This window comes from Pseudomonas sp. GW822-FHT06D10 (genome assembly GCF_058799535.1).
The window spans coordinates 1-24,679 of record NZ_JBXALN010000006.1 but is presented as its reverse complement, the minus strand read 5'-3'; the positions used below and the strand labels follow the sequence as shown (position 1 = coordinate 24,679).

Below are 24,679 nucleotides of genomic sequence, written 5' to 3'. Positions count from 1 at the left end.
GCATATTATTATTGCATTGACGCATCAATCCTCTAAGGTTGTTTGCAGACCCGGTCAACGCAGGCCATCGAGGCTGGCCCAGCGCAGCGTCATGTCCCGGGTCCGGCTACGCGCAGTAGTCCGACACGCAACGACCACACCAGCCGGAGGCTGGATTTCATTCATGGAGGATGAACATGTTAAGTAGCAACCTGACCCCAGGCGACGCTCCCCAGGCTCTGCCCCAGTGCCTGGCCGGCAGCCTGCTCGACCCGCAACTGAGCGAAGTCGATCCACACACCGAAGCTGCGCCCCAGGCCGCTGCCCGGCTCAACTTCAGCGTGCAGCAGCAAACCCAGAGCAACTGGTGCTGGGCAGCATTGTCCGCATCGGTAGGCAACTACTACGGCACCGGTTCCTGGACCCAGTGCGGAGTGGCCAACGCCGAACTGGGCCGCAACTCCTGCTGCAGCCAGCCCGGGCCGTGCAACGTCTACGGCTACCTGGATTCGGCCCTGCGCACCACCCGCTGCTACGGCGGCATGCGTGAGGACCGGATGCAGATGCCGGCCATCGACAACCAGCTCGGCATGGGCCGCCCCGTGGGCCTGCGCTGTGCCTGGTACGGCGGCGGTGCGCATTTCCTGACGATCTACGGCAGCGATGGCGGCTACATCCTGGTGGCGGATTCGATCTACGGTTACTCGACCCGCGCCCTGAACAGTTTCCCCGGTTCCTACAACGGCGGCGGCAACTGGACCCACACCTACTTCACCCGAAAAAACTAGGAGGCGACATGCAACTGACTTACCCCAAGGCGCCTGTCGATGGCGTCCAGCACCTGCGCTCGGCCCTTCAGGCGGCCCTGCAGACCCAGGGTTTTGGTATCAACCGCGGGTTTGCCAAGGCCAGTGCCCGTAACCTGAATCTGTCCCAGGCCTTTCGCGGCTACGCCCTGAGCCTGGAGGACCTGGCCCAGGGCAAGGGGCTGGCCGAGGCCAAGGCCGGTGACTGGCATTACCTGGTGTTCGATGCCGGAATGTCGATTGCCGATGCGCAGTTGACCGAGGTGGCCGGCAAGGTCGGCTTCTCTGCGCTGAACCATGGCAGCCTGGCGGCGTCCGCCGTCAACGCCCTGGACCTGGCGGAACAGGCGCCGCAACTGCAGGGAAAAAGCTATGAACTGCGCCTGCTGTTCATCTCGGCGCTGCAGGTCACGGCGATCTGGCTGCATGGGCCCGGCGAAGAGGTGCTGATTCCCATCGAGCCGACACCCAAGACCCTGGCCGCCCATCAGCTCCACAGCGAAACGGCGTTGCTCGCCCTGCTGGCGCCGGCGGCGCTGCAGGCCAAGGCCATCTTCGACGCCGATACCAGCGGCACCCTGGGCGGTTGATCCGGGCAAAAAAAATCCGGCGGCCTTTGCAGGTCGCCGGATTTCTGCTCTCAGCGTTTCAGTCCGGGATGCTCAAGCCAGCCGCATCACCCAAGCGCAGGTCAGGACGCCGACCGCGCCGAACCTTGCTGGACATTGGTCGGTTGCAGCTTGAACAGATAGAACAGCACCGTCAGCAGCACCAGGAACGCCGGGCCGACATAGAGCGCCACACGGGTATCCGGGAAGTAGGCCATCAGCCCCACCACCAGTACCAGGAAGGCCAGGGCCAGGTAGGAACTGATCGGGTACAGCCACATGCGGTACTTCAGGCCGGCACGTTCTGCCGGGCTCAGGCCCTTGCGGAACTTGAGCTGGGCCAGAAGGATCATCACCCAGGTCCAGATCGCACCGAAGGTGGCGATGGAGGTCACCCAGACGAACACTTTTTCCGGCACCAGATAGTTCAGCAGCACGCCCAGCAGCAGGGCGAAGATCGACAGCAGCAACGCGCGACGCGGCACGCCGTTGTTCGAGGTCTTGGCGAAGCCGGCCGGGGCCTGGCCGTTCTGCGCCAGGCTGTAGAGCATGCGCCCGGTGCTGAAGATGCCGCCGTTGCAGGAGGACAGCGCGGCGGTGATCACCACGAAGTTGATGATGCCGGCGGCGGTCTTGATACCCAGGCGCTCGAAGGTCATCACGAAGGGGCTGCCCTGGGTGCCAATCTCGTTCCACGGGTAGATCGACAGGATCACGAACAGCGCGCCCACGTAGAACAGCAGGATGCGCCAGAACACCGAGCCGATGGCGTTGGGAATGGTCTTTTGCGGGTTGCGCGCTTCACCGGCGGTGAGGCCGATCATCTCTACGCCCAGGTAGGCGAACATCACCATCTGCAGGGACATCAGCACGCCGGTCACGCCATTGGGCATGAAGCCGCCGTGGGTCCACAGGTTGGAGATGCCCAGGGCCACGCCGTCATTGCCGAAACCGAAGGCGATGATGCCGATGCCGCCGACCACCATGGCGATGATGGTGACGATCTTGATCAGGGCGAACCAGAACTCGAACTCACCGAAGGCCTTGACCGCGATCAGGTTGATCGAGCCCATGCTCACCAGGGCCGCCAGGGCCCAGATCCAGCGCGGCACATCGGGGAACCAAATCCCCATGTACACCGCCACTGCGGTGATTTCCGCAACACAGGTCACCAGCCACAGGAACCAGTAGTTCCAGCCGGTGAGAAAGCCCGCCAGGGGGCCCAGGTAGTCTTGTGCGTAACGGCTGAAGGAACCTGCGACCGGGTTATGCACCGCCATCTCGCCGAGGGCGCGCATGATCACCAGGATCGCCAGGCCGCCAATGATGTAGGACAGCATGATGGCCGGGCCGGCCATTTCGATGGCCTTGGCCGAGCCGAGGAACAGGCCGACACCGATACAGGCGCCGAGGGCCATCAAGCGAATATGCCGTTCGCCGAGTTCGCGTTTCAGCGGGCCGCCCTGCGCGGTCTCGCCGTGGGGCAGTTGGTTGCCAACTGGCATAGAGATACAACCTCATTTTGTTATTGGATATGAACCACCGAGCCTTCGAAGCACCAGCGGATAGCCGAAGCTTGCTCGACCGCACCGGCCTTGTGGGACGGAGCGTCTGGTAGGACAAGACCTGCCAGATCAGCGGGGTGCGCAGTATAAAAAGCTCCCGACAGGGCTTTTCACTCTATAAGTTGCAATATTCAGAGAGAAATCTCGGCAAATACCGCTTTCACGGAGAAGCATTACCTGCTTTTTGCCCTGAAACCTCACTCGGAAAGGGCCGGGAGTATTGCACAGGCCTGGTGCATCGTCATGCCCCTACCTAGGGCGTATTTACCTGGGAAAAGGCTCTACCCTGTGGCGAGGGAGCTTGCTCCCTCGCCACAGAAGCGGGGCCGGGTCGTTTTCACATTTTCTTCACCGACGCCCACCACCGACTAAGCTTCAGGCAAGTCCGATCAATCTGCGTGAATGGATCAATCGACTATGGGCGCTCTGTGGCAGACCGATTCGCATAAGAACGCAGTGCCAAGCCACAGCGAGGACGAAACGCCTTTACCGAAACGCCGCAAATCCCGCCGTTATGCCTGGCGCCTGTTCTGGCTGTTGCTGCTGATCGCCCTGATTGCCCTTGGCTTTGCCGCTGCCCGGGAGATGCGCACCTCGAAACTCCAGGCCCGGGAATTCAGCCGGCTGGCCGCTGACCTGAGCTACTCCCTGGAGCCCGGCCCCAGTGATGCCGTGCTCTACCCCGGTGCCGGGCCGTTCGACCGGCGCCTGGGCTACAGCGCCCTGGGGGAGTTCCTGCCACGCTTGCTCAAGCGCGGTTACCTGATCGACGCCCAGACGCGTTTCTCCCCGGCACTGATGGACTACAGCAAAAGCGGATTTTTCGTGCCCTACACCGAAAAGATCCAGGCTGGCCTGTCCATTACCGACTGCCGCGCCGCGCCCCTGTACCGGTTCAATTACCCGCAACAGCTGTATGAGAGCTTTGCCAGCATTCCGCCGCTGGTGGTGCACAGCCTGCTGTTCATCGAGAACCGCTATCTGCTGGCCCCCAAGCCGGCAGAGGCCAATCCGGCGGTGGACTGGCCGCGCTTTGCCAAGGCCGCCTGGTCGCAGATCGCCCGGCTCTTGCACCTGCCGGGGCAGAGCGCCGGGGGTAGCACCCTGGCCACCCAGTTGGAAAAATACCGCCATTCGCCGGATGGCCTGACGGTATCCGGGGGCGAGAAGATCCGGCAGATGGTTTCCGCCAGCGTGCGGGCCTATCAGGACGGCCCACAGACCCTGGAGGCCCGCAAACGCATCGTGCGTGACTACCTCAACAGCGTGCCGCTGTCCGCGGTGCCCGGCCACGGCGAAGTGCACGGTATGGCCGAGGGGCTGCGGGTCTGGTATGGCGCTGACTTCGACAAGGTCAACCAGGTGCTCGGCAGCACCGCCATGGACTCGAAAAGCCTCGCCGCACGAGGGCTGGCCCTGCGCCAAGTGCTGTCGCTGATGATTGCCCAGCGCCGTCCCTCCCATTACCTGGCCAAGGGTCGCGCAGAACTGGCGGAACTGACGGACAGCCATATCCGCCTGCTGGCGCAGAACAACGTCATCGACCCGGCGCTGAGTAGCGCCGCCCTGGCCAGCCAGGTGACCTACCGCGACTGGCAGCAGCAGCCGACCATTCAGCCGATCGAGACCAACAAGGGCATCAGCGTCGCCCGCAGCCGACTCGCCGCCCTGCTCAACCGGCCGCTGTATGACCTGGACCGCCTCGACCTCTCGGCCACCAGCACCTTGCAGAGCGACCTGCAGCGCCAGGCCACCGAGTACCTCAAGCACCTTGCGGACCCGGCCTTTGCCGCGCAGATTGGTGTGCTCGGCGAGCGCCTGCTGACCCCCACCAGCACCACCCAGGTGCGCTACAGCTTCACCCTGCTCGAACTGACCCCCGACGGCTCGCGGGTGCGGGTGCAGACCGACAGTACCGACCAGCCTTTCGACATCAACGAAGGCAGCAAGCTGGAACTGGGCTCCACCGCCAAGCTGCGGGTGCTGACCACCTACCTGCAGATCATTTCCGAGCTGCACGACAAGTACGCCACGCAAACACCCGCGCAGTTGAAAAAGATCCCGGTGAACGAGCAGGACCGCCTGAGCCGCTGGGCCCTCGACTACCTGATGCAGAACAGCGACCGCAGCCTGCCGAAGATGCTCGACGCCGCGCTGGACCGCACCTACTCCGCCAGCCCCGGCGAGGCCTTCTTCACCGGTGGCGGGGTGCATCACTTCCACAACTTTCGCAACGAAGACAACGGTCGTAGCCCGACCCTGCGCGATGCCCTGCGCGAATCCATCAACCTGCCGTTCATCCGCCTGATGCGCGACCTGGTGCGCTACAGCACTTATGGCGGCGACAGCAGCAGCGCCGAATTGCTCAAGGACGACCAGAACCCGCGGCGCCAGGAATACCTGGCACGCTTTGCCGACCGTGAGGGCACCTCGTTCCTGCTGCGTTTCTGGAAGAAGTACCGCAACAAGGACACCCAGTCGCGCCTGGAAACCTTCCTCGACAGCATGCACCCCACGGCAATCCGCCTCGCCGCCGTGCACCGCTACCTGCTGCCGGACGCCAGCCAGGAAAGCTTCAACCGCTTCGTCCGGGCCCACATGAAGAGCGCCAAGGTCAGCGAGAAGCTCACCGACGAGCGCCTGGACAAGCTCTACGCCAGCTACGGCCCCGGCGCCTATGACCTGCCGGACCAGGGCTACATCGCCAAGGTCCACCCCCTGGACCTCTGGCTGCTGGGCTACCTGATGAACAACCCGGAGGCGAACTTCACCCAGATCGTCAAGGCCAGCGAATTCGAGCGCCAGGAGGTCTACAGCTGGCTGTTCAAGAGCCGCCATCGCAGTGCCCGCGACAGCCGTATCCGCACCATGCTGGAGATCGAGGCCTTCCTCGATATCCACCAGCGCTGGCAGAGCGTCGGCTATCCGTTCGACCACCTGGTACCGTCCCTGGCCACTGCTATCGGCAGCTCCGGCGACCGCCCCGCGGCGTTGGCGGAACTGGTGGGCACCATCCTCAACGACGGCGTGCGCCTGCCAACCTTGCGCATCGACAGCCTGCACTTCGCCGCCGGCACGCCCTATGAAACCCGCCTGCTCAACGACCCGGACAAGGGCAAGCGGGTGATGCCCTCGGAGGTGGCCACGGCGCTGCGCGGGGCCTTGTCGCAGGTGGTGGATGCCGGCACCGCGAAACGGGTGTCCGGCAGCTTCAAGCTGGCTGATGGCACGCCATTGGCCATGGGCGGCAAGACCGGTACCGGCGACAACCGCATCGAAGCCATTGGCGCCGGCGGGCGGGTGTTGAGCTCCAAATCCATCAACCGCACCGCAACCTTCGTGTTCTACATCGGTGACCACCATTTCGGCACCCTTACCGCCTACGTGCCGGGGGCCTCGGCCCAGGCTTTCAAGTTCACCTCGGCCTTGCCGGTGCAGGTGCTCAAGGGCATGGCGCCGATCCTCATGCCCTACCTGCAACCGGGCAGTGGCACCCAATGCCTGGGCAACGTGGCGCAACGCTGAATCGCGACAGGCAGCCCCCACTCTCTCCGACAAACGGCAGCTTTGCCGCAGGCAGAAGTGCTTGCGTCATTCTTAAGATATATCTTAAGTTATGTCTAAATCGAAACGGAGAAAGAGAAAATGAGAGAGCACCACCACCCTCCCCATCGCGAGCACGGGGACAGCCATGAGATCTTCGAACGCCGCCCGGGCCGTGAACGCGGCGGCCGCGGGCCCCGGGTATTCGCCCCCGGCGACCTGAAACTGCTGCTGTTGGCGCTGATCGCCGAGCAGCCCTGCCACGGCTACGACCTGATCCGCCAGATCGAAAGCATGTTCGACGGCGCCTACAGCCCCAGCCCCGGGGTGATCTACCCGACCCTGACCTTTCTCGAAGAAAGCGAAATGATCCAGGGCGATGCCGAAGGCGGCAAAAAGCGCTACAGCGTGACCGACGCCGGACGTCTTTCCCTGCAGGAGCAGGCCATCGCCCTGGACGGCGTGCGCATGCGCATCGAGGTCAGCAAGCGTTCCCTGCGCGGACATGATCGCCCCGCTGAAATCCACGAGGCGGTGCACAACCTGCGCCACGCCCTGCAAATGCACCATGGCCGCTGGAGCCCCGAAGAAATCCTTCGGGTGCGCGACCTGCTGAACAACACCGCCAAGGCCATTGTCGATGGTCCTGTGAGCCACCCCGCCCCGGAGAAAAGCCAATGACTGCCAGCCCAGAACTGTCCATCCACCGGGTCATGCACGAGATCAAGCGCCGCCGCCTGGAGGTGCTGCGCGTGGTCGACCTGACCCCGCGCATGCGCCGCATCACCCTGGGCGGCCCTGAGCTGGCCGGGTTCATCAGCCTGGGCAGCGACGACCATGTGAAGCTGCTGTTCCCGCAGAACGCCGAACAGCAAGCCGCCCTGGAAACCCTGGTACTGGGCCCGGGCAAGGACAGCGGCCCGATGCCCGCCATGCGCGACTACACCCCGCGCCGCTACGACCTGGAGTTGGGCGAGCTGGACATCGACTTCGTGCTCCACGGCGACGGCCCCGCCTCCACCTGGGCCGAACAGGCCGCACCGGGCCAGTTCCTGCACATCGGCGGGCCACGGGGCTCGATGGTGGTGCCGGATATCTTCGACAGCTACCTGCTGATCGGCGATGAAACCGCGCTGCCGGCCATTGCCCGGCGCCTGGAAGAACTGCCGGCCGGGCGCCAGGTGCTGGCGGTGATCGAGGTGCAGAACGCCGCCGAACGCCAGGCTCTGGACAGCGCCGCCCAGGTGCAGGTGATCTGGGTTGAACGGGACGCAGGCGAGCAGGACCTGATCAGCACAGTGCGCCAGTTGCAGGTGCCGCAAGGCAAGCTGTATGCCTGGGTAGCCACCGAGAGCAAGGTGTCGCGCCAGGTGCGTCGAGTGCTGCTGGATGAGCACCAGCTCAACGACGAATTCGTCAAGGCCGCCGGTTACTGGCGCCTGGACAGCAGCGAAGAAGAATAATCGCGCATCAGGGTAGGAACTGGCTTACCAGCGAAGACGGTCCCAAGGGCCCCTTCGCTGGCAAGCCGGCTCCTACGGGACCCGGGACCGGAGTTTACCCAGCCAGCGGTCCAGCCCCAGCAGCAGCAGGGATACCAGGACGAACCCCGCCAATATCCCGAGGGCATTGAGCAGCACCCGGGGGTAGCCCAGCCTGTCCACGGAGATGAAGGGATAGGGGTACAGCCCAAGCAAGTGCCCACGCAGCAACAGGTAGGCGAAATACACAATCGGGTAGAGCGTCCACCACCCGATGTGCCTCATCCGCAGCCCGCCCTTGGGCACGCAACACCACCAATAGACCAGGAACAGCAGCGGCATCACGTCATGCAGCAACTCGTCCGCCAGCCATTGCCAACCCTGGGGATGCCAGAGGTGGCGCAACAGCAGGCTGTAGGCCAGCCCCACCAGCAGAATGCTCGCCGCCACGGCGCCGCTGACCCAGGGCTGGAGCATGAACGCCTGCCCCTTGGAAACCCGCAGGTTGAGGGCGCAGGTCAGCACGCTGGCCACCAGGGTATTGCTGAGCACGGTGAAGAAACTGAAGAAGTTCACCAGCCCGCCCAGCAGGCTGGCGCCACTGTCCCAGCGCAACAGCAGGATCAGGTACAGCTGGACGGTCAGCCCGAACCAGCCAAGGATCGCCGCCACGGCAATCAGGCCACGCCGAGTGCACAGCCCCGGCAGCGAGAAGCCAGCCATAGGGCTCCTTAAAGCGGGCGCTTGGTGCGTTGCAACTTCACATAGAGTTTCTCGACCTTCTCCCTCGCCCAGGGTGTCTTGCGCAGGAAGGTCAGGCTCGACTTGATGCTCGGGTCGCTCTTGAAGCAGCGGATATCAATGCGTTCGGCCAGCCCCGACCACTCGTAGTGTTCCACCAGCGCCTTGAGGATCTGTTCCAGGGTCACGCCATGCAGCGGGTCGGTGTGGGTGTCGGTCATGCCAGGCCTTTGCGGGAAGAAAATGAGGAAAGCCGCGCACCTTAGCCGAGGGATTGGCCCCGCGCCAGCACGCTTGAGTAACTGTAGTCGCAGCCCGCCACCGAGGCGATCGGGCATGAACGGCGAAAAGTTCCTGGCTTTTCGAAATAAAAGAGATGTTATATTGTATCAATCAATAACAACTCACCCGTATTTTGGGCACCCCCGTGTCCCGCCTGCTCACTGACTCAAAGCGCCTAGCGCTCTGTTCGCCAAGGAATGACCGATGTCCCGCTCAACTCCCCGCCCTTCTCGCTCCCTGCTCTGGCGCCTGTCGCCACTGTCCGCCGCGCTGCTGATCGCCTCCCAGGCCCATGCCGTGGAATTGCCCCAGCAGGTCATCACCGCCAACCCCCTGGGCAGCACCGAACTGGCCGCCCCAAGCACTGTGCTGGAAGGCGACCAACTGACCCTGGAACAAAAAGGCAGCCTCGGTGAAACCCTGAACAAACAGCCGGGCGTGTCTTCATCCTACTTCGGGCCGGGGGCCAGCCGGCCGATCATTCGCGGCCTGGATGGCGACCGGATTCGCATTCTGCAGAACGGCGTCGGGGCCCTCGACGCCTCGTCGCTGTCCTACGACCATGCGGTGCCCCTGGACCCGGTTAACGTCGAGCGCATCGAGATCGTCCGCGGCCCGGCGGCCCTGCTGTACGGCGGTAACGCCATTGGCGGGGTGGTCAACAGCTTCGACAATCGGATTCCCACCGAGGCCATCGAGGGCATCCACGGGGCAGGCGAGTTGCGCTACGGCGGCGCCGACACCACCCGCAGCAGCGCCGGCAAGCTGGAAGCCGGCGATGGCACCTTTGCCCTGCACCTGGATGCCAACTCGCGGCAGTTCAATGACCTGAAGATTCCCGGCTACGCCCGCAGTCGTCACGCTGCGGCCAGTGAAGACGGGGATGGCAAGAAAGGCCGCCTGGGCAACAGCGACGGTCGCCAGGACGGCGGTGCCATCGGCGGTTCCTACACCTGGGACGACGGCTATGCCGGCCTGTCCTACAGCAACTACGACTCCAACTACGGCTCCCCCGCCGAAGAAGACGTGCGCATCCGCATGAAGCAGGACCACTACGCCTTCGCTTCGGAACTGCGCAACCTCCAGGGCCCGTTCAGCTCGCTCAAGTTCAACGCCGGCTACACCGACTACGAACACCGCGAGATCGAGGGCGGCGAAACCGGCACCACCTTCAAGAACAAGGGCTACGAGGCCCGTGTCGAGGCCCGGCACCAGCCGCTGGGCCCGCTCGAAGGGGTGATCGGTGCACAGGTCAACCGCAACGAATTCTCCGCCCTGGGCGAAGAAGCCTTCGTGCCACAGACCGATACCAACAGCGGCGCGCTGTTCATCCTCGAAGAACTGCAAGCCACCGAACGCCTGCGGCTCAGCCTCGGCGGGCGCCTGGAACACACCACCGTGGACCCGGACAGCAAGGGCAACGCACGCTTCGCCCAGGCCGACAAGTCCAGCAGCTTCACCGCCGGCAGCCTGTCCTCGGGGGCGGTCTACACCCTGACCCCGGTCTGGTCCCTGGCCGCGACCCTGGGCTACACCGAGCGCGCCCCGACCTTCTACGAGCTGTATGCCAACGGCGCCCACGTCGCCACCGGCACCTATGAAGTGGGCAGCGCCAAGCTATCGAAGGAAAAAGCCGTGTCCAGCGACCTGGCCCTGCGCTTCGACAACGGCATCCACAAAGGCAGCGTCGGCGTGTTCTACAGCCACTTCTCCAACTACATCGGCCTGCTGGGCACAGGGCGCACCCTCAACGATGAAGGCGAAGAAGATGCGACAGGCATCCCGGAATACGCCTACAGCGGAGTGCGGGCACGCTTCAGTGGAATCGAGGCCCAGGATCGCTGGACCCTGGGGGAAAACGCCTACGGCAAGTTCGCCCTGGAACTGTCCGGCGACTACACCCGGGCCAAGAACCTGGATAACGGCCAGGACCTGCCCCGCATCGCTCCATTGCGCCTGAACAGTGGCCTGCTGTGGGAACTGGACCGCTGGCAGGCACGCCTGGATGTACAACATGCCGCCAGCCAGGGCCGGGTGCCGGACAACGAAAGCGGCACCGATGGCTACACCACCTTTGGCGCCAGTGCCGGTTATCGCTTCGATATCGGACATAGCCAGTGGCTGGCCTTCGTCAAGGGCGAGAACCTGACCAACCAGACCGTGCGCTATGCCAGCTCGATCCTGCGGGATATCGCGCCGGCCGCGGGGCGCAGTGTGGAAGTGGGGTTGCGTACTACCTTTTAAGGCTTGCCGGCCAAGGGTTTAGCGGTAACGCCGCGGGTCAGCCTCGATCAGGCTGGCCAGCTGTGTCAGGGCAAAGCGCAACTCGTCCTGGGTGGTGGGCGACATCAATACCACCCGCACACAACGGGAGCTGGCACCGCGTTCCACCTGGAACTGGCTGCCGCTCATCACCAGCACGCCATTGGCTCGGGCCAGGGTGGCGAACTCATCGCCCGTCCAGGGCTCCGGCAAGGTCAGCCACAGGTGATAGCTGTGGGGCTGGGTCCGGATCTCCAGGCCGGCAAACACGTCCCGGGCAATCGCCTGGCGCGCCGCCGCTTCATTGCGCTGGGTCTGCACCAGCTTGCGGTCCAATCCCTCGACAATCACATTGCTGGCCAATTGCGCGGTCAGCGGCGACGGCATCCACACGCTGCTACGGACCATGGAACTCAGCCGCGACAGCAGCTTCGGCGGGCTGTAGAGGTAACCCACGCGCAACGCCGGCATGATCGCCTTGGACAGGCTGGTGAGGTACACCGAACGCTGCGGCGCATAGCTCGCCAGCGGCTTGATCGACGGATCGGTGGCGAGAAAGCCGTAGATATCGTCGTCGATGATCAGGAAGTCGAACTCGTCGGCGATTGCCGCAATCTGCGCCCGACGCCTTGGCGACATGATCGCTGTGGTGGGGTTCTGACAACTGGCGACACACACCAGCAGCGCCGGTTTTTCCCGCAGGCACTGCTCGCGCAGGGCCTCGGGGAGTATCCCCTCTTCATCCATGGCCACGCCCCGCAGGCGCCGCTCCAGGCCGTGGGCCACGGAGATGATGCCCGGGTAGCAGAGCGACTCGCAAAGCACCAGGTCGCCGGCGTTGCTCAGGGCGCTGATGGCCACCATCAGCCCGTGCTGGGCACCGGAGGTAATGACCACCTGCTGCCAGTTGGCCTCGGGCAAGGAATGCCGCAACCACTGCGCCCCGGCCTCGCGATGAGCCGGGTGGCCTCCATCGGGGGCGTAGTCCAGCGCCCGGCCGAAGTCACTGCTGCGGGCCATGCCCACCAGGGCGCCACGCAACCAGTACTCCAGGGTTTCGCTGTAGGGCTTGATGATCGACAGGTCCAGGGCTTCGGCCTGCCCCAGGGACAGGGACGGAGCGCTGGAACCTTCGGGCAACACCAGCGGCGGCTGCGCCAGCACGTAAGTGCCGCGGCCGACTTCGCCCTGCACCAACCCGCGCCGCTGAGCTTCGCTGTAGGCGCGGCTGATGGTGCCAGGAGTGACATTCAGGGTTACCGCCAGCTCGCGCAGGGTCGGCAAGCGGTCACCATCATTCAACAAACCGCTGCCGATATCCCGCGCCAGGGCGTCGGCGATGGACAGGTAGACCGGTTGATTGAACTCGCTTAACTGGGGAACCCACATGGAGGCTGATGACCATCGGCTGCGTTGAGGTGGACCGGAGCATATCACAGCCATGGATCGCCCCTTAACATCGACTCATTTGGAAAATTGATTCGATCTTCAAGCCAAACTGGCGACTCAAAACCGCTAAAAATTTTTATATGATCTATAAATCCCTATAAATCAGTAAGTTATCAACAAACCACAGCCAACTTCGGTAGAGCCATCCCGAGAAACAATTGAATCGATTCAATTCATTGAAATACACTCAGACAGCACCAACCCAATCGACTCAATCCCTCCCACCCATGCCCAGTCGAGATGCCATGCACAGTCTCAGCAAGGACCTGTCCCTCTCCGCCGTGATCGCCGGCCTGATCGCCGTGATCATTTCCTACGCTGGCCCCTTGATCATCGTGTTCCAGGCCGCCCGCGAAGCCCATCTGCCCAGCGACCAGGTGTCATCGTGGATCTGGGCCATCTCCATCGGCAGCGGCCTCACCGGCCTGCTGCTGAGCTGGCGCCTGAAAGTGCCGGTGATCACCGCCTGGTCCACCCCCGGCGCGGCGCTGCTGGTGTCGATGCTGCCCACGGTGTCGCTGCCCCAGGCCATCGGCGCCTACATCGTGGCCTCATTGCTCATCGCGCTGGTCGGGCTTTCCGGGGCCTTCGACAAGCTCATGAGCCGCCTGCCCAAGGCGATTGCCGCCGCCATGCTGGCGGGCATCCTGTTCCGCTTCGGCGCCGGCCTGTTCACTTCGGTCAGCCTGCAACCGGCCCTGGTGCTGGCGATGATCGCCGCCTATTTGCTGGGCAAGCGCCTGTCACCCCGCTACGCGATCCTCGCGGTGCTGCTGGTGGGCTGCGCGATGGCCGCAGGCCTGGGCGAACTCAATGGCGGTGCCATCACCCTGGCGGTGGCCCAGCCGATCTTCATCGCTCCCGAGTGGAGCTGGCACGCCATCATCAACATCGGCCTGCCCCTGGCCCTGGTCACCCTGACCGGGCAATACGTGCCGGGCATGGCGGTGATGCGCAGCGCCGGCTACAACACCCCGGCCCGCTCGATCATTTCCTGGACAGCCATCACCTCGGCACTGCTGGCGCCGTTCGGCTCCCACGGGATCAACCTGGCGGCCATCACCGCTGCCATCTGCACCGGCCGCGAAGCCCATGAAGACAAGGACAAGCGCTACATCGCCGGGATCGCCTGCGGCCTGTTCTACATCCTCATGGGGATTTTCGGCGCGACCCTGGCCTCGGTGTTCGCCGCCCTGCCCAAGGAACTGATTGCGGCACTGGCCGGCCTGGCCCTGTTCGGCGCCATCAGCGCCGGGTTGAGCGGCGCCATGGCCGACGAAAAACAGCGTGAAGCGGCGCTGATCACCTTCCTGGTCACGGCATCGGGCATGAGCTTCCTGGGCCTGGCCGCCGCGTTCTGGGGGTTGATCTTCGGCCTGGTGGCGCACTTTGCCCTGAGCCACACCCGACACAAACCCAGCCTCGCCCAGGCCAGCGCCCCACGCTGAGCAGAGCCCGGGCCGGGAACTGTTACCGATTGCGAAACTGTTCATGTCAATAAAAGCGCTTTCTCTCCCGGAGACGGCGCTTTATCCTTAGCCCCCTAATAAAGCTGAACCGTTTCATCTTTCCCTTTGAAATCAGTGGCCTGCCGTTCTCGATCAACCTGCATCGATGCTACGCGCCATGCCCTTGCTTCTGCCTATTCCTAGAAAAAGACCTTATCCGAATGCCTATGCCCACTTTTCAGCGTTTAAAAGACAGCGCTGTCCTGACTTCCGTAGCCCTGCCCAAGAGCCTGAGCCTGCTCGGCGCCCTTGGATTTGCCGCCTGCGCCCAGGCCGCACCGGCCTTCGACAGTGACTCACCGTGGATGCTCGGCGACTGGAATGGCACCCGCACGGAACTGGCCAACAAAGGCTACGACTTCAAGGTCGACTACGTCGGCGAGATGGGCGCCAACCTGCACGGTGGCTACGACCACGACCGCACCGCGCGCTACAGCGACCAGTTCGCCTTCGGCAGCCACCTGGACCTGCAGAAGATCCTCGGCTGGGACGACGCCGAATTCCAACTGACGGTGACCAAGCGCGACGGCGACAACATCAGCAACGACCGGATCAACGACCCGCGGGTCGGCGGCTTCACCTCGGCCCAGGAAGTCTGGGGCCGCGGCCAGACCTGGCGCCTGACGCAAATGTGGTACCAGCAGAAATTCTTCGACCAGAAGCTCGACATCAAGGCCGGCCGCTTCGGCCAGGGCGAGGACTTCAACAGCTTTCCCTGCGACTTCCAGAACCTGGCGTTCTGCGGCTCCCAGGTGGGCAACTGGGCCGGCAGCGTCTGGTACAACTGGCCGGTCAGCCAGTGGGCGCTGCGGGTCAAGTACCACCTGAGCGCCGAGCTCTACGCGCAGATCGGTGCCTATGAGCAGAACCCCTCGAACCTCGATCGCGACAACGGCTTCAAGCTCAGCGGCAGCGGCACCCAGGGCACACTGTTGCCAGTGGAACTGGTGTGGACACCCAAACTCAACGGCCTGGCCGGTGAGTACCGCGCCGGCTACTACTACAGCAGCGCCAAGGCCAGCGACGTCTACAAGGATGGCAATGGCCAGCCTGCTGCCCTGACCGGCGAGGCCTACCGCAGCAGCTCCAGCAAGCACGGCCTGTGGCTGGGCGCGCAACAGCAGGTCACCAGCCAGGCCAGCGACCACTCCCGCGGCCTGAGCCTGTTCGCCAACGTCACCGCCCACGACAAGAAGACCAACGCCATCGACAACTATGTCCAGGCGGGCCTGGTCTACAAGGGGCTGTTCGATGCCCGGGCCAAGGATGACATCGGCTTTGCCCTGGCCCGGGTCCATGTCAACCCGGCGTACCGCAAGAACGCCCAGGCCAGCAACCAGGCCCGGGCGCTCTACGACTACGACAACCCGAGCTACCTGCCACCCCAGGACACCGAATACAGCGCCGAGCTGTACTACGGCGTGCACCTGGCCAACTGGCTGACCGTGCGCCCCAACCTGCAATACATCCGCCACCCCGGGGGCGTGAGCCGGGTGGACGACGCCCTGATCGGCGGGATCAAGATCCAGAGTTCGTTCTAAGGCCGACAGGCACACAACGACGCCATTCACAGTTTTCAGCTGAACCAAGCCCGCGCCTGATCGTCATCTACAGTGAACATGCGCGGGAACACTCTAAACGTCACGGAGAACCACACTATGAGCACTGAGGGTGCTTCAAGTCCGAGCCGCTTGCTGCCAAGCCTGCTCGGGATCTTGCTGCTGCTAATGGGCCTGGCCTTGCTGGCCGGGGGGATCAAGCTGAGCATGCTCGGCGGCTCGCTGTACTACGTTTTGGCCGGTATCGGCCTGACGTTGACCGGCCTCTTGCTGCTGGCCGGTAAACGCGCAGCACTGGGCCTGTACGCCCTGGTACTGTTCGCCAGTACCGTCTGGTCGCTATGGGAAATCGGCCTGGACTGGTGGCAACTGGTGCCACGCCTGTCGCTGTGGTTCGCCCTCGGCGTGGTCCTGCTGCTGCCCTGGTTCCGTCGCCCGCTGCTGCGCGATGGCCCGGCCCCGCTGGGCACCGCTGCCCTGAGCGTGGCCGTGGTCCTGGCCGGTGGCGCCGCCATTGGCAGCCAGTTCACCAACCCCGGGGAAATCTCCGGTGACCTGGGCCGCGACACCGCGGACATGACCAGCACCGCGCCGGCCATCCCCGACGGTGAATGGCAGGCCTACGGCCGCACCGAGTTCGGCGATCGCTACTCGCCGCTGAAGCAGATCACCCCGGCCAACATCGGCAAGCTGCAGGAAGCCTGGCGCATCCGCACCGGCGACATGCCGACCGACAAGGACCCGGTGGAAATCACCAACCAAAACACCCCGCTGAAGGTCAACGGCAAGCTCTATGCCTGCACCGCCCACAGCAAGGTGCTGGCCCTGGACCCGGATACCGGCAAGGAAATCTGGCGCTTCGACCCGCAGATCCAGGGCCCCAACGGCGACGACTTCCGTGGCTGGGCACACATGACCTGCCGTGGCGTGTCGTACTACGACGAAGCCAACTTCAAGAACGCCGACGCCATCAGCCAGCCGGCCACCCTGTCCCCCGCGGGCCAGGCCATCGCTACCAGCTGCCCGCGTCGCCTGTTCCTGCCTACCGCCGATGCGCGCCTGATCGCCATCAACGCCGACACCGGCAAGGTCTGCGAAGACTTCGGCACCAAGGGCGCCGTGGACCTGAAGGCCGGTATCGGCCCATTCACCCCGGGCGGCTACTACTCCACCTCCCCGGCGGCCATCACCCGTAACCTGGTGATCATTGGCGGCCACGTGACCGACAACGAGTCGACCAACGAGCCGTCCGGCGTGATCCGCGCCTTCGACGTGCACGACGGCCACCTGGTGTGGAACTGGGATTCGGGCAACCCGGACGAGACCACTCCGCTGCCGGAAGGCAAGACCTATACCCGCAACTCGCCGAACATGTGGTCCCTGGCCAGCGTCGACGAGAAACTGGGCATGGTCTACCTGCCACTGGGCAACCAGATGCCTGACCAATGGGGCGGCAACCGCACCGCGGGCGCCGAGAAATTCAGCGCCGGCACCGTGGCCCTGGACATCGACACCGGCAAGCTGCGCTGGAACTACCAGTTCACCCACCACGACCTGTGGGACATGGACGTGGGCAGCCAGCCGACCCTGCTCGACATGAAGACTGCGGACGGCGTCAAGCCGGCGCTGATCCAGCCGACCAAGCAAGGCAGCCTGTACGTGCTGGACCGTCGCGACGGCACCCCGATCGTGCCGATCCGTGAAGTACCGGCCCCCACCGGCGCTGTCGAAGGCGACCACACCGCGCCAACCCAGGCCCGTTCGGACCTGAACCTGCTGCCGCCGCCACTGGACGAGAAAGCCATGTGGGGCGCGACGCCGTTCGACCAGATGCTGTGCCGCATCCAGTTCAAGGAGCTGCGCTATGAAGGCCAGTACACCCCGCCGTCGGTGCAGGGCAGCCTGATCTACCCGGGTAACGTGGGCGTGTTCAACTGGGGCAGCGTGTCCCTGGACCCGGTTCGCCAACTGCTGTTCACCAGCCCGAACTACATGGCCTTCGTTTCCAAGCTGGTGCCGCGTGCCGAAGTGGCTGCCGGGAGCAAGCGCGAAAGCGAGACCTCGGGCGTGCAACCCAACACCGGCGCGCCTTACGCGGTGATCATGCACCCGTTCATGTCGCCGCTCGGCGTACCTTGCCAGGCTCCGGCCTGGGGCTACGTGGCCGGTATCGACCTGACCACCAACAAAGTGGTGTGGAAGCACAAGAACGGCACCAGCCGTGACAGCTCGCCGATCCCGATCGGGCTGCCGATGGGCGTGCCGAGCATGGGCGGCTCCATGGTTACCGGTGGTGGCGTGGGCTTCCTCAGCGGCACCCTGGACCAGTACATCCGCGCCTATGACGTGAAGAACGGCAAGGAGCTGTGGAAGTCCCGCCTGCCAGCGGGTGGCCAGGCCACGCCGATGAGCTACACCGGCAAGGATGGCAAGCAGTATGTGCTGGTGGTCGTGGGCGGCCACGGCTCCCTGGGCACCAAGATGGGCGACTACATCATTGCCTACAAACTGGCGGAATAAGCTTTACCGGCAGGCATGAAAGGGGCGGCTACCTTGGGGTAGCCGCCTTTTTTTGTGCGTACCAGGCATAACGCGTGGCGCGCAAGCGCAACCAGCTTGGCTGTAACAGCCTCTAGGGGGACGTGGAGGTGAAGGTTCCACAACTCATCTCGCCAGTTCTTCGCCAACTCCGCATCCGGCGCAGCCAGCCCCAGTTCCGAGTCGGTGTGCATACTGCGCGTATTGATATTCGCCGAACTGAGCAGGCTGAACACATCGTCCACCACCAGCAGTTTCGAGTGCACGTAGATATCCCGGGAGTACGCCTGTTCGCCTTCGGCCAGGGGGCTGCCGGGTTCGGGGTTGCAGGCGGTGAGTGTAGCGATCACCATTTTGAGTCCGGGCAGGTCCTTGAGGGCGTAGGGTTTGGCGTCTTCGTCTTCGCCTTCGTCGTCTTTCGGCTTGCCGAGTTCGGCGATGTCCTCCGGCTTGAGGCCGCCCAGGCGCTCTTCCACATCGAGGGTGAAGCCCTGGCGCTCCAGCTCGGTGATTTCGCGCTGGAGCACTTCAGCTCGGTTGAGCTGTGCGCGTTGCAGATAGGCGTCTTGCTACGGGCGAAGTGTTCCTTGTGATACGGGTAAGTGCTGATTAGCGGTTGGCCGCTTTCGCCGGAAGCGTAGTAACGCACTGCTTTGGGATGTTGTCTTCATAATAGGTACTGTTTAGGCTTTTGTTCTTTTTATCAATGATGAGATTGATGAACTCATCACCGCAGCTAGGGAAGTTCTCTGTGAACTCTCCTTTTTTAGCGTCGTAAACGAAGACTCTAAAGATCGTGTAAGTGCCCATTCCGTCGTCAGTGTGCCAAACAGCAAAATCCTCCAATCCATCAAAATTGAAGTCATCAAGTTTTATATGTAGCTTCTTGTCTGTTTCAAAAATAAAGTCATTTACTTTGTGGTGGCCATTATTTTTCACGTTTACATTCAGGCTTGATCCGCTCCACGAAAGTTTTACTTCGCTTTCTTTATTGGGGTTGAATTTTAGCGATTGCGCTTGAATAGATGCGCACACAAAAACTGCTAAAGCTGCCAAAATTGCTTTCTTAGTATTCATTTAATTACTCCGCAGGCTGCATATTTGCATGGATAGTAGCCTTTCCTGTAGGAGATATAATTAATGTTTGAGTTACATCAATGCTGTCTGTGAGTCTCCGAAGCATGTAGGCAGTGTAGGCTTGTCTTTCGTAGTATCCGTTGCCGCCGCCGTTAACCAGGCGATTGATCAGGCCTATATTATTTGCTGAGTACAACCTATCTGAAACTCTGTTTATATTAATTCCACCAGAGAAGACTTTAGACACCCAGTAAAAACCGCCCGAGTCACACGCATTATATTTGTTCTCTGCAACTATATCTGGACCAAATCTTGGAGCCCAGACAAAAGCAATCCCCCCATCATCCGGATGTGCTGAGTAGTGCATTGAAACGTTAGGTTCTGTACGAAAAGTCGGTGTAGGTAGAATTACCGCCATGATTGGTTAGAGGTCCATATGGCAAGGCGCTACGAACTCTCCGGCGCATCGTAGGAATTGATCAAATATCTGGTTGCTACAGAGCAGAAACTGGGTCGTCCACGCAGCGATGATCAGCAGACCGGAGCCCCCCCCCCCGGCTGACCGAACAGCGCCACCGCGGCGCTGGAAAAAAGCATGGCCAGGGCGATGAACACCTGCGCAATGATCAAAGTGCTGCGACGGGTTTGCCGCCGGTAAGTCTCAGGGTCCTGCGGGGTGATGACGAACATGGGCGCGACGCGCTCCGTTGGCGTTGGGTCAATTTTCAGGCGGGCATTATCAGCGCTGGGAGCGATGCCGATGGGTAAAATTGCCGTTGGAGAAGCAATAGCATGATCCGGGTCTTGGCTACGAGGAAGGACAAAATCTGCTCAAGGTGCACACGAGCATGTGTTGCCATAAAAATTTCGCTTCCGTGCATTTACTCTTGTTTACCCCCAAGAGAAAAAACACAAGAACACTAAAAACTCAAGAAACGGATTTTAATCAACTCCCAGAATCAGGCATCCTCTCCCGAATAGGTCACCGGAGGAAAAATAAAACAGTCATGCGATCCCGGCTCAACTGTAACTCCCGCCAGGAAAAATTCGCCCTACACAAATCATCATATACAGTGCGCCTTTGACTTGATTGGTTCGGAAATTTGATATTCACGACCAAGTGCAAGCATTTTTTCTACATACTCCTTATACAGAGCACAAGCTTCTTTCTGCATACCCATACCCGAATAAGCATCTGCCAGATTGATAGTGACCTCTACTTTTTCCGGGTACTTCTTATGAATATCCCTAAGAAGAAATGCAGACATCACAAAATTTTCGTTTTGATACAAAAACCGAGCATAGTCATTAACAAATGAAGCATTACCCTCTCCAAGAATCAAAGTTATCTCATACAGAAAGTCCTTAGGAGCAACCTTCGGTATTTTTTTCCCTTTATCATCTACCCTATAAAGCAGCGAACCATTCTCACCCAAGCGATAATTTTCAAGCACAAACTGAAAATCTTTACTTACTTCACGCACAGCATCCTCGGAAGATAACTCCTGCAAAACAGGACCACCACCTGAAAACTCCGAAAACAATACACAGCACTTTATGCGCTGCACATGAAACTGCTGTGGAAACCTAGCCTCATCTGGAAGCACTTCGTTACCAAGAGAATACTTTTCATCTCTGCTTGGTTCTACCCAGGTTGAGGTTTTGTAAAGCACCCAATCCTTCAACGCTGGCACCCATCTGAAATCGTACTTCGTCAAATCAGTATTTCGGGTGTAGAAATCCAACAACAATGAAAAATCCCCCGGAATATACCCAGGTAACAGACCACCATTACCCAGACTAAATATCCCTTTCCTCTCCTGCCCGGAACCACCAACCTTAATAGTCACCTCTGAAAGTTCGCTATCAGGCTCCGAGCTAACAACAGAATACGAATCACATTGCCCATCTCCATTGAGGTCCACATCACACTCAAGACTTGCGCAAGAAATGCTGTTCCACAGCAAGACACAAACGAATAACAAAGTCCTCACAGCGCACCTCCAAGTGCAAGCAGTCGTGCTTCAGCATACTGTTTAGCGACTGTAGCCGTACGCCCCGGGGCATAATACGTTAATACAGCGTTCTCACCGATCGCTGGATCTGCATCATACAACTCAAGAAAACGCCTATATCCTATTATCGCTTGCGCTTGATCTTTCGTTTTTCCGTTTTTACCACCACCTGGATCACTCCAGAGCCCCCATGCGAATGAAAGCTTAGCTTTATCGTACGCTTTACTATCCACAAGCCCATAAACACCTTGATTATTGAGCTTGGTACAGCCCTGCATATCCAAAACTCTTAGAGCTCGATTGAGAAACTGCAATCGATCATCATAACCATTGAAGCCACCATTAACGAGCGCTGTACAGTAGATGAAATCATCAGCATCTGAATGCAAGGTTAGTTTCTTGTATTCCGACCAGTACCAACCTACAGAAAGCACACTATGAGGAAGCTGAGCCATTTTATGATAATTCGGCAAACCTTCGAAACTTTCACCGACATAATGACCATAGGCGCGATAATTCACCTGAAACGTGATCTGAATAAGACCACGACCTATATAGGGCGAATAACCAGGAGGGTCGTTAGGGTCTACTATTTCCACCGTAAACTGCAGACTACCACTCTCATGCAGCATCTGAGCAAGAACATGCACTTTACTGATACAGGTGGCAATCCCTGAGCGCTGATACATCTCTGCTAACAGATCAGTGTATTTATCAATATTGGCCTGTGTCGCATAAGGGGCAATGGCCTTCATTTGCTCAGGTGTAATCGTTCCTGAACAGCTACATACAGCACCGGTAAAAAACATTGAAATCATACCAACCGGATGAACACTCCAGACTTTAGAGCCTTCATTTGTTCCGCTCTGATCAACTCCATGCCCCCACCAACTTAACTTTTCAATTCTCGTCTTTTCTTCGATCCAATCCTTATTGGGCTGGCTTTCGCTGTCCTTCATCAATTCATCCAGGGAGTCCCATTGATCAGCCTTGTAATCCCACTCACTCTCATACTGAACAAGCATCTGCGAAATCGGTTGAGAGAACCAAGGTTTACCCAGCGCCTCCCTTATTTCATCAGGCAGTAGCTTTTTATCACCATCTTTATCAAGAATTTTGTACAGGGACTGTGTGACGGGGCCTGCTCCAGCCTTTACAACTTCAGGCTGATAAGTCGCAAGCTCTTCTTCCGTAAGTTCTTTCTGTGCCTCCAGAAAGGCAGCGTAGTGCTCAACATGGCTGACGGTTTCTTCAAGGAAAGTGAAACCTTCCCACTCAAAAGACGAATGTCGCGATAGCGCGATATCCGGTTCAGCAAACCAGCCACTGATGGCGTTGCCCGAGACATCAGCCAGCATGCCTTCCAGATGCCACCAGTATGTGTAAGTGGTCAGGCCGCCCATGACCACCGGCGCCTTGATCTTTTTCTCTGGAGGTAATGATTCCAATACCTGCAACGGGATGATCAAGTCATAACCAATCTGGTGACCTGGGTCGGATGCCTTGGGTGGGGTTGTTGCACTCATACCCGCCACATGGCTGATCAGCTTTGCACCCTTTGCGACCTTGACCAGGGTTCTGTCCTTTGCAGGCAAGTTGGCCGCTGTGGCTCGACTCTGTTGGATAAACGTCTTGACGTCTTCACAGCTAAACACTTCCAGATGCAGCAGATTCTTCGGCGCGGAGTCCGATTGATTCTGATACTTGCCCACATGTCCAAGAAGTTCGCCCGCCTTGACTTTATAAGCCGTTTTCAAAGGGACAACCTTGTCCATATCCCCCGGTCTGCTCATTGCGTCCAGAAGATCAAGGGAGACATACCCTGGCAACACTCCCTCAACCTCTGGAACAAGAACTGGCATGGACTCACCACTGACAATTTCGAGCAACTTGCGGTATTTGCCAGAGTTTTTTTCGTCGCTAATTCTGATTTGCGTGCCTACCGGCAGAAAGCCTATTGGCCTTCCCTGAGCAAAAGCATCACGCACGATTGCGCCATTTTTCTGCTGCGATGGAAGATCTCGGGCCTTGTCCCCCACAAAGTATTGATCCGCAGAAATACGCTGCATTTCTTCCTTGAATACCCAGCCAGTCTGCTCGGCCAATTCGGCTACCGCCGGTATGACGTCGACCACTTCCAGCCATCTCTGAGTATCGGGTGCGGGTTTGGTGAACACCGTGGTTCCGCGAGGCAATACCGTCAATATCGGCGTATTACCACCAGAGTCGCTGCTACGAACCCTAAGCCCCAGTAGTTTGTCGGATGCTGCCGCTTTGACCTTGTAGGTGGCGTCCCAGAAGCCGGGGCGCTTGAGTGCCGGACTGGTTTGATAGCCCTGCCAATCCAGCAAATGCATGTACAGACTGAAGAAAATCAGGCTAGGACCCGCCGTGGCAGGTGACGCGGGAGGTGCAGGGAGTTCAAGGCGGTGCCTGACCAACACAAAGCCCGTGGAAAATGGCGCGCTCTTCGAGCCGTACTCGGATACCGGATAAGTCTTGTCAATTCGATACGCCACCACCTCGCCGTCAGCGATGCAGCGAACTTCAGTCTTGTCTGAAACCAGTCCGCTGGCGTCATCGAAATGCACACCACCATGCCAAAGGCCATTGACACCTATGGGATAGAAACCATCTTCGGCCTTGGCCAAGGCCTTGTAATACTGCTGTGGATCTATCGACCGGGTCGCTCCCACTTTCAGTGGAAATACCCAGTTCTCGACTTTATCGATTGTCTTTTGGTTGCCCGATGCCTCTGTCATGACTTCGTCCTTGCCCCCCCCTGTATCAGGGAGTCTTCATCAGCCGGAGAAATTGATCAGCCGTTTTAGCTGAGGCTCAATCGGCTCTTGTAATGGATTCACCAAGGCCTTCTCCATCAAGCTCCCGGCCTTATCCTTATCCGCCACACCGGGTAGCACCGGCGACTGGATTCCAATGCCAGAGCCAGCCCCTGCTGCACCTCCCGCATTCACCTTGAGCAACGCTCCATTCACGCTGACGCCGCTGGCATCGAGCTTGATAAAGCTGCCCCCGGCTTGCACCGTCAGTTCACTGGCCGCCTCGATCACCATCTTCTGGCCCGCTTGCAGGTGGATCTCGCGGCCGGCCTGGAGCAGTTGTGCGGTGCCCAGTTTGATGTGCTGGTCTTGCGCCACGTTCAGGTGGTCGTCGGCGCGGATTTCGGTTTTGCGCTCGCCGTGGATGGTGCGGTGTTCCTCGGCCTTGAGTTCGCTGTAGCTGTTGGCTTCAACCGTGTCGTGGCG

Annotated in this window: 19 protein-coding genes and 2 pseudogenes; 10 read left to right on the top strand and 11 right to left on the bottom strand. The window is 60.5% G+C overall.

What is annotated here, in order from left to right; all coding sequences use genetic code 11:
• The first annotated feature begins 176 nt into the window (after positions 1-176).
• Positions 177-767 (top strand): papain-like cysteine protease family protein, encoded by a 591-nt coding sequence (locus AC1RL5_RS20675; protein ID WP_011063158.1) that lies wholly within the window; start codon positions 177-179, stop codon positions 765-767.
• 8 nt (positions 768-775) lie between these two features.
• On the top strand, positions 776-1,375 hold the full coding sequence (locus tag AC1RL5_RS20670) for a hypothetical protein (RefSeq protein WP_072450851.1): 600 nt from the start codon (positions 776-778) through the stop codon (positions 1,373-1,375).
• 101 nt (positions 1,376-1,476) lie between these two features.
• Here the strand turns inward: AC1RL5_RS20670 and AC1RL5_RS20665 are convergent, their stop codons facing one another.
• Complete coding sequence (locus tag AC1RL5_RS20665; protein ID WP_015636846.1) at positions 1,477-2,898, bottom strand: amino acid permease; 1,422 nt, start codon at positions 2,896-2,898, stop codon at positions 1,477-1,479.
• A 477-nt stretch (positions 2,899-3,375) separates the two neighbouring features.
• On the opposite strand from AC1RL5_RS20665, the gene AC1RL5_RS20660 reads away from it, so the two are divergent.
• The 3 genes from AC1RL5_RS20660 (at position 3,376) to AC1RL5_RS20650 (ending at position 7,964) form a co-directional block, all read left to right on the top strand.
• Complete coding sequence (locus AC1RL5_RS20660) at positions 3,376-6,483, top strand: transglycosylase domain-containing protein (protein WP_072450852.1); 3,108 nt, start codon at positions 3,376-3,378, stop codon at positions 6,481-6,483.
• 120 nt (positions 6,484-6,603) lie between these two features.
• Positions 6,604-7,182, top strand: a complete 579-nt coding sequence (locus AC1RL5_RS20655; RefSeq protein ID WP_011063161.1) for a PadR family transcriptional regulator — start codon at positions 6,604-6,606, stop codon at positions 7,180-7,182.
• Positions 7,179-7,964 (top strand): siderophore-interacting protein, encoded by a 786-nt coding sequence (locus AC1RL5_RS20650; protein ID WP_123577041.1) that lies wholly within the window; start codon positions 7,179-7,181, stop codon positions 7,962-7,964. Before AC1RL5_RS20655 ends, AC1RL5_RS20650 begins: the two co-directional genes overlap by 4 nt.
• Before the next feature lie 72 nt (positions 7,965-8,036).
• On the opposite strand, the gene AC1RL5_RS20645 is transcribed toward AC1RL5_RS20650, so the two are convergent.
• Both AC1RL5_RS20645 and AC1RL5_RS20640 read right to left on the bottom strand, forming a co-directional pair.
• The gene (locus tag AC1RL5_RS20645; RefSeq protein ID WP_072450854.1) at positions 8,037-8,705 is read right to left on the bottom strand and encodes a Pr6Pr family membrane protein; all 669 of its coding nucleotides are present in this window, start codon (positions 8,703-8,705) and stop codon (positions 8,037-8,039) included.
• Between the two features lie 8 nt (positions 8,706-8,713).
• A complete protein-coding gene (locus AC1RL5_RS20640) occupies positions 8,714-8,944 on the bottom strand; it encodes a VF530 family protein (protein ID WP_019093117.1) in 231 nt (76 codons plus the stop codon).
• A gap of 265 nt (positions 8,945-9,209) precedes the next feature.
• Between AC1RL5_RS20640 and AC1RL5_RS20635 the strand changes: the two genes are divergently transcribed.
• On the top strand, positions 9,210-11,249 hold the full coding sequence (locus AC1RL5_RS20635; RefSeq protein WP_072442625.1) for a TonB-dependent receptor: 2,040 nt from the start codon (positions 9,210-9,212) through the stop codon (positions 11,247-11,249).
• Between the two features lie 18 nt (positions 11,250-11,267).
• Here the strand turns inward: AC1RL5_RS20635 and AC1RL5_RS20630 are convergent, their stop codons facing one another.
• Positions 11,268-12,656: an aminotransferase-like domain-containing protein gene (locus tag AC1RL5_RS20630; protein ID WP_123472919.1), complete on the bottom strand. Its 1,389-nt coding sequence runs from the start codon at positions 12,654-12,656 to the stop codon at positions 11,268-11,270.
• Positions 12,657-12,961: 305 nt separating this feature from the next.
• Between AC1RL5_RS20630 and AC1RL5_RS20625 the strand changes: the two genes are divergently transcribed.
• The 3 genes from AC1RL5_RS20625 to AC1RL5_RS20615 all read left to right on the top strand — a co-directional run bounded on the left by AC1RL5_RS20625 (position 12,962) and on the right by AC1RL5_RS20615 (position 18,303).
• Entirely contained in the window at positions 12,962-14,164 is a 1,203-nt protein-coding gene (locus AC1RL5_RS20625; protein ID WP_053153559.1) for a benzoate/H(+) symporter BenE family transporter, read from the top strand.
• Positions 14,165-14,391: 227 nt separating this feature from the next.
• Complete coding sequence (locus AC1RL5_RS20620; protein ID WP_072450856.1) at positions 14,392-15,765, top strand: carbohydrate porin; 1,374 nt, start codon at positions 14,392-14,394, stop codon at positions 15,763-15,765.
• 117 nt (positions 15,766-15,882) lie between these two features.
• The gene (locus AC1RL5_RS20615) at positions 15,883-18,303 is read left to right on the top strand and encodes a glucose/quinate/shikimate family membrane-bound PQQ-dependent dehydrogenase (protein ID WP_103408282.1); all 2,421 of its coding nucleotides are present in this window, start codon (positions 15,883-15,885) and stop codon (positions 18,301-18,303) included.
• Here AC1RL5_RS20615 and AC1RL5_RS20610 read toward each other — a convergent pair.
• The 3 genes from AC1RL5_RS20610 to AC1RL5_RS20600 all read right to left on the bottom strand — a co-directional run bounded on the left by AC1RL5_RS20610 (position 18,285) and on the right by AC1RL5_RS20600 (position 19,816).
• Positions 18,285-18,848, bottom strand: coding sequence for a phospholipase D-like domain-containing protein (locus tag AC1RL5_RS20610; RefSeq protein ID WP_103408283.1), 564 nt, complete (start codon positions 18,846-18,848; stop codon positions 18,285-18,287). The two genes, AC1RL5_RS20615 and AC1RL5_RS20610, sit on opposite strands and share 19 nt — an antisense overlap.
• An 82-nt stretch (positions 18,849-18,930) precedes the next feature.
• Positions 18,931-19,398, bottom strand: a complete 468-nt coding sequence (locus AC1RL5_RS20605) for an XAC2610-related protein (RefSeq protein WP_492589456.1) — start codon at positions 19,396-19,398, stop codon at positions 18,931-18,933.
• A gap of 4 nt (positions 19,399-19,402) precedes the next feature.
• Entirely contained in the window at positions 19,403-19,816 is a 414-nt protein-coding gene (locus tag AC1RL5_RS20600; RefSeq protein ID WP_146043167.1) for a hypothetical protein, read from the bottom strand.
• A gap of 18 nt (positions 19,817-19,834) precedes the next feature.
• On the opposite strand from AC1RL5_RS20600, the pseudogene AC1RL5_RS20595 reads away from it, so the two are divergent.
• Positions 19,835-19,933, top strand: a pseudogene (locus tag AC1RL5_RS20595) (IS5/IS1182 family transposase); the annotation flags it as partial.
• A 14-nt stretch (positions 19,934-19,947) separates the two neighbouring features.
• Here AC1RL5_RS20595 and AC1RL5_RS20590 read toward each other — a convergent pair.
• The 4 genes and pseudogenes from AC1RL5_RS20590 to AC1RL5_RS20575 form a co-directional block, all read right to left on the bottom strand.
• Positions 19,948-20,088: pseudogene (locus AC1RL5_RS20590) on the bottom strand (DUF3087 family protein); the annotation flags it as partial.
• A 374-nt stretch (positions 20,089-20,462) separates the two neighbouring features.
• Positions 20,463-21,323, bottom strand: coding sequence for a tetratricopeptide repeat protein (locus AC1RL5_RS20585; protein ID WP_492589457.1), 861 nt, complete (start codon positions 21,321-21,323; stop codon positions 20,463-20,465).
• Positions 21,324-21,388: 65 nt separating this feature from the next.
• On the bottom strand, positions 21,389-24,175 hold the full coding sequence (locus tag AC1RL5_RS20580; protein ID WP_492589458.1) for a glycoside hydrolase family 19 protein: 2,787 nt from the start codon (positions 24,173-24,175) through the stop codon (positions 21,389-21,391).
• 39 nt (positions 24,176-24,214) lie between these two features.
• On the bottom strand, positions 24,215-24,679 hold a 465-nt coding region (locus AC1RL5_RS20575; protein WP_492628929.1), incomplete at its 5' end, for a bacteriophage T4 gp5 trimerization domain-containing protein.

What these genes read in the sequence shown, in the direction of transcription:
- AC1RL5_RS20630 (WP_123472919.1), bottom strand. Translation starts at nt 12,656, where the DNA reads ATGTGGGTTCCCCAGTTAAGCGAGTTCAATCAACCGGTCTACCTGTCC.
- AC1RL5_RS20675 (WP_011063158.1), top strand. Translation starts at nt 177, where the DNA reads ATGTTAAGTAGCAACCTGACCCCAGGCGACGCTCCCCAGGCTCTGCCC.
- AC1RL5_RS20640 (WP_019093117.1), bottom strand. Translation starts at nt 8,944, where the DNA reads ATGACCGACACCCACACCGACCCGCTGCATGGCGTGACCCTGGAACAG.
- AC1RL5_RS20605 (WP_492589456.1), bottom strand. Translation starts at nt 19,398, where the DNA reads ATGAATACTAAGAAAGCAATTTTGGCAGCTTTAGCAGTTTTTGTGTGC.
- AC1RL5_RS20580 (WP_492589458.1), bottom strand. Translation starts at nt 24,175, where the DNA reads ATGACAGAGGCATCGGGCAACCAAAAGACAATCGATAAAGTCGAGAAC.
- AC1RL5_RS20600 (WP_146043167.1), bottom strand. Translation starts at nt 19,816, where the DNA reads ATGGCGGTAATTCTACCTACACCGACTTTTCGTACAGAACCTAACGTT.
- AC1RL5_RS20635 (WP_072442625.1), top strand. Translation starts at nt 9,210, where the DNA reads ATGTCCCGCTCAACTCCCCGCCCTTCTCGCTCCCTGCTCTGGCGCCTG.
- AC1RL5_RS20650 (WP_123577041.1), top strand. Translation starts at nt 7,179, where the DNA reads ATGACTGCCAGCCCAGAACTGTCCATCCACCGGGTCATGCACGAGATC.
- AC1RL5_RS20670 (WP_072450851.1), top strand. Translation starts at nt 776, where the DNA reads ATGCAACTGACTTACCCCAAGGCGCCTGTCGATGGCGTCCAGCACCTG.
- AC1RL5_RS20620 (WP_072450856.1), top strand. Translation starts at nt 14,392, where the DNA reads ATGCCCACTTTTCAGCGTTTAAAAGACAGCGCTGTCCTGACTTCCGTA.
- AC1RL5_RS20615 (WP_103408282.1), top strand. Translation starts at nt 15,883, where the DNA reads ATGAGCACTGAGGGTGCTTCAAGTCCGAGCCGCTTGCTGCCAAGCCTG.
- AC1RL5_RS20665 (WP_015636846.1), bottom strand. Translation starts at nt 2,898, where the DNA reads ATGCCAGTTGGCAACCAACTGCCCCACGGCGAGACCGCGCAGGGCGGC.
- AC1RL5_RS20625 (WP_053153559.1), top strand. Translation starts at nt 12,962, where the DNA reads ATGCACAGTCTCAGCAAGGACCTGTCCCTCTCCGCCGTGATCGCCGGC.
- AC1RL5_RS20655 (WP_011063161.1), top strand. Translation starts at nt 6,604, where the DNA reads ATGAGAGAGCACCACCACCCTCCCCATCGCGAGCACGGGGACAGCCAT.
- AC1RL5_RS20660 (WP_072450852.1), top strand. Translation starts at nt 3,376, where the DNA reads ATGGGCGCTCTGTGGCAGACCGATTCGCATAAGAACGCAGTGCCAAGC.
- AC1RL5_RS20645 (WP_072450854.1), bottom strand. Translation starts at nt 8,705, where the DNA reads ATGGCTGGCTTCTCGCTGCCGGGGCTGTGCACTCGGCGTGGCCTGATT.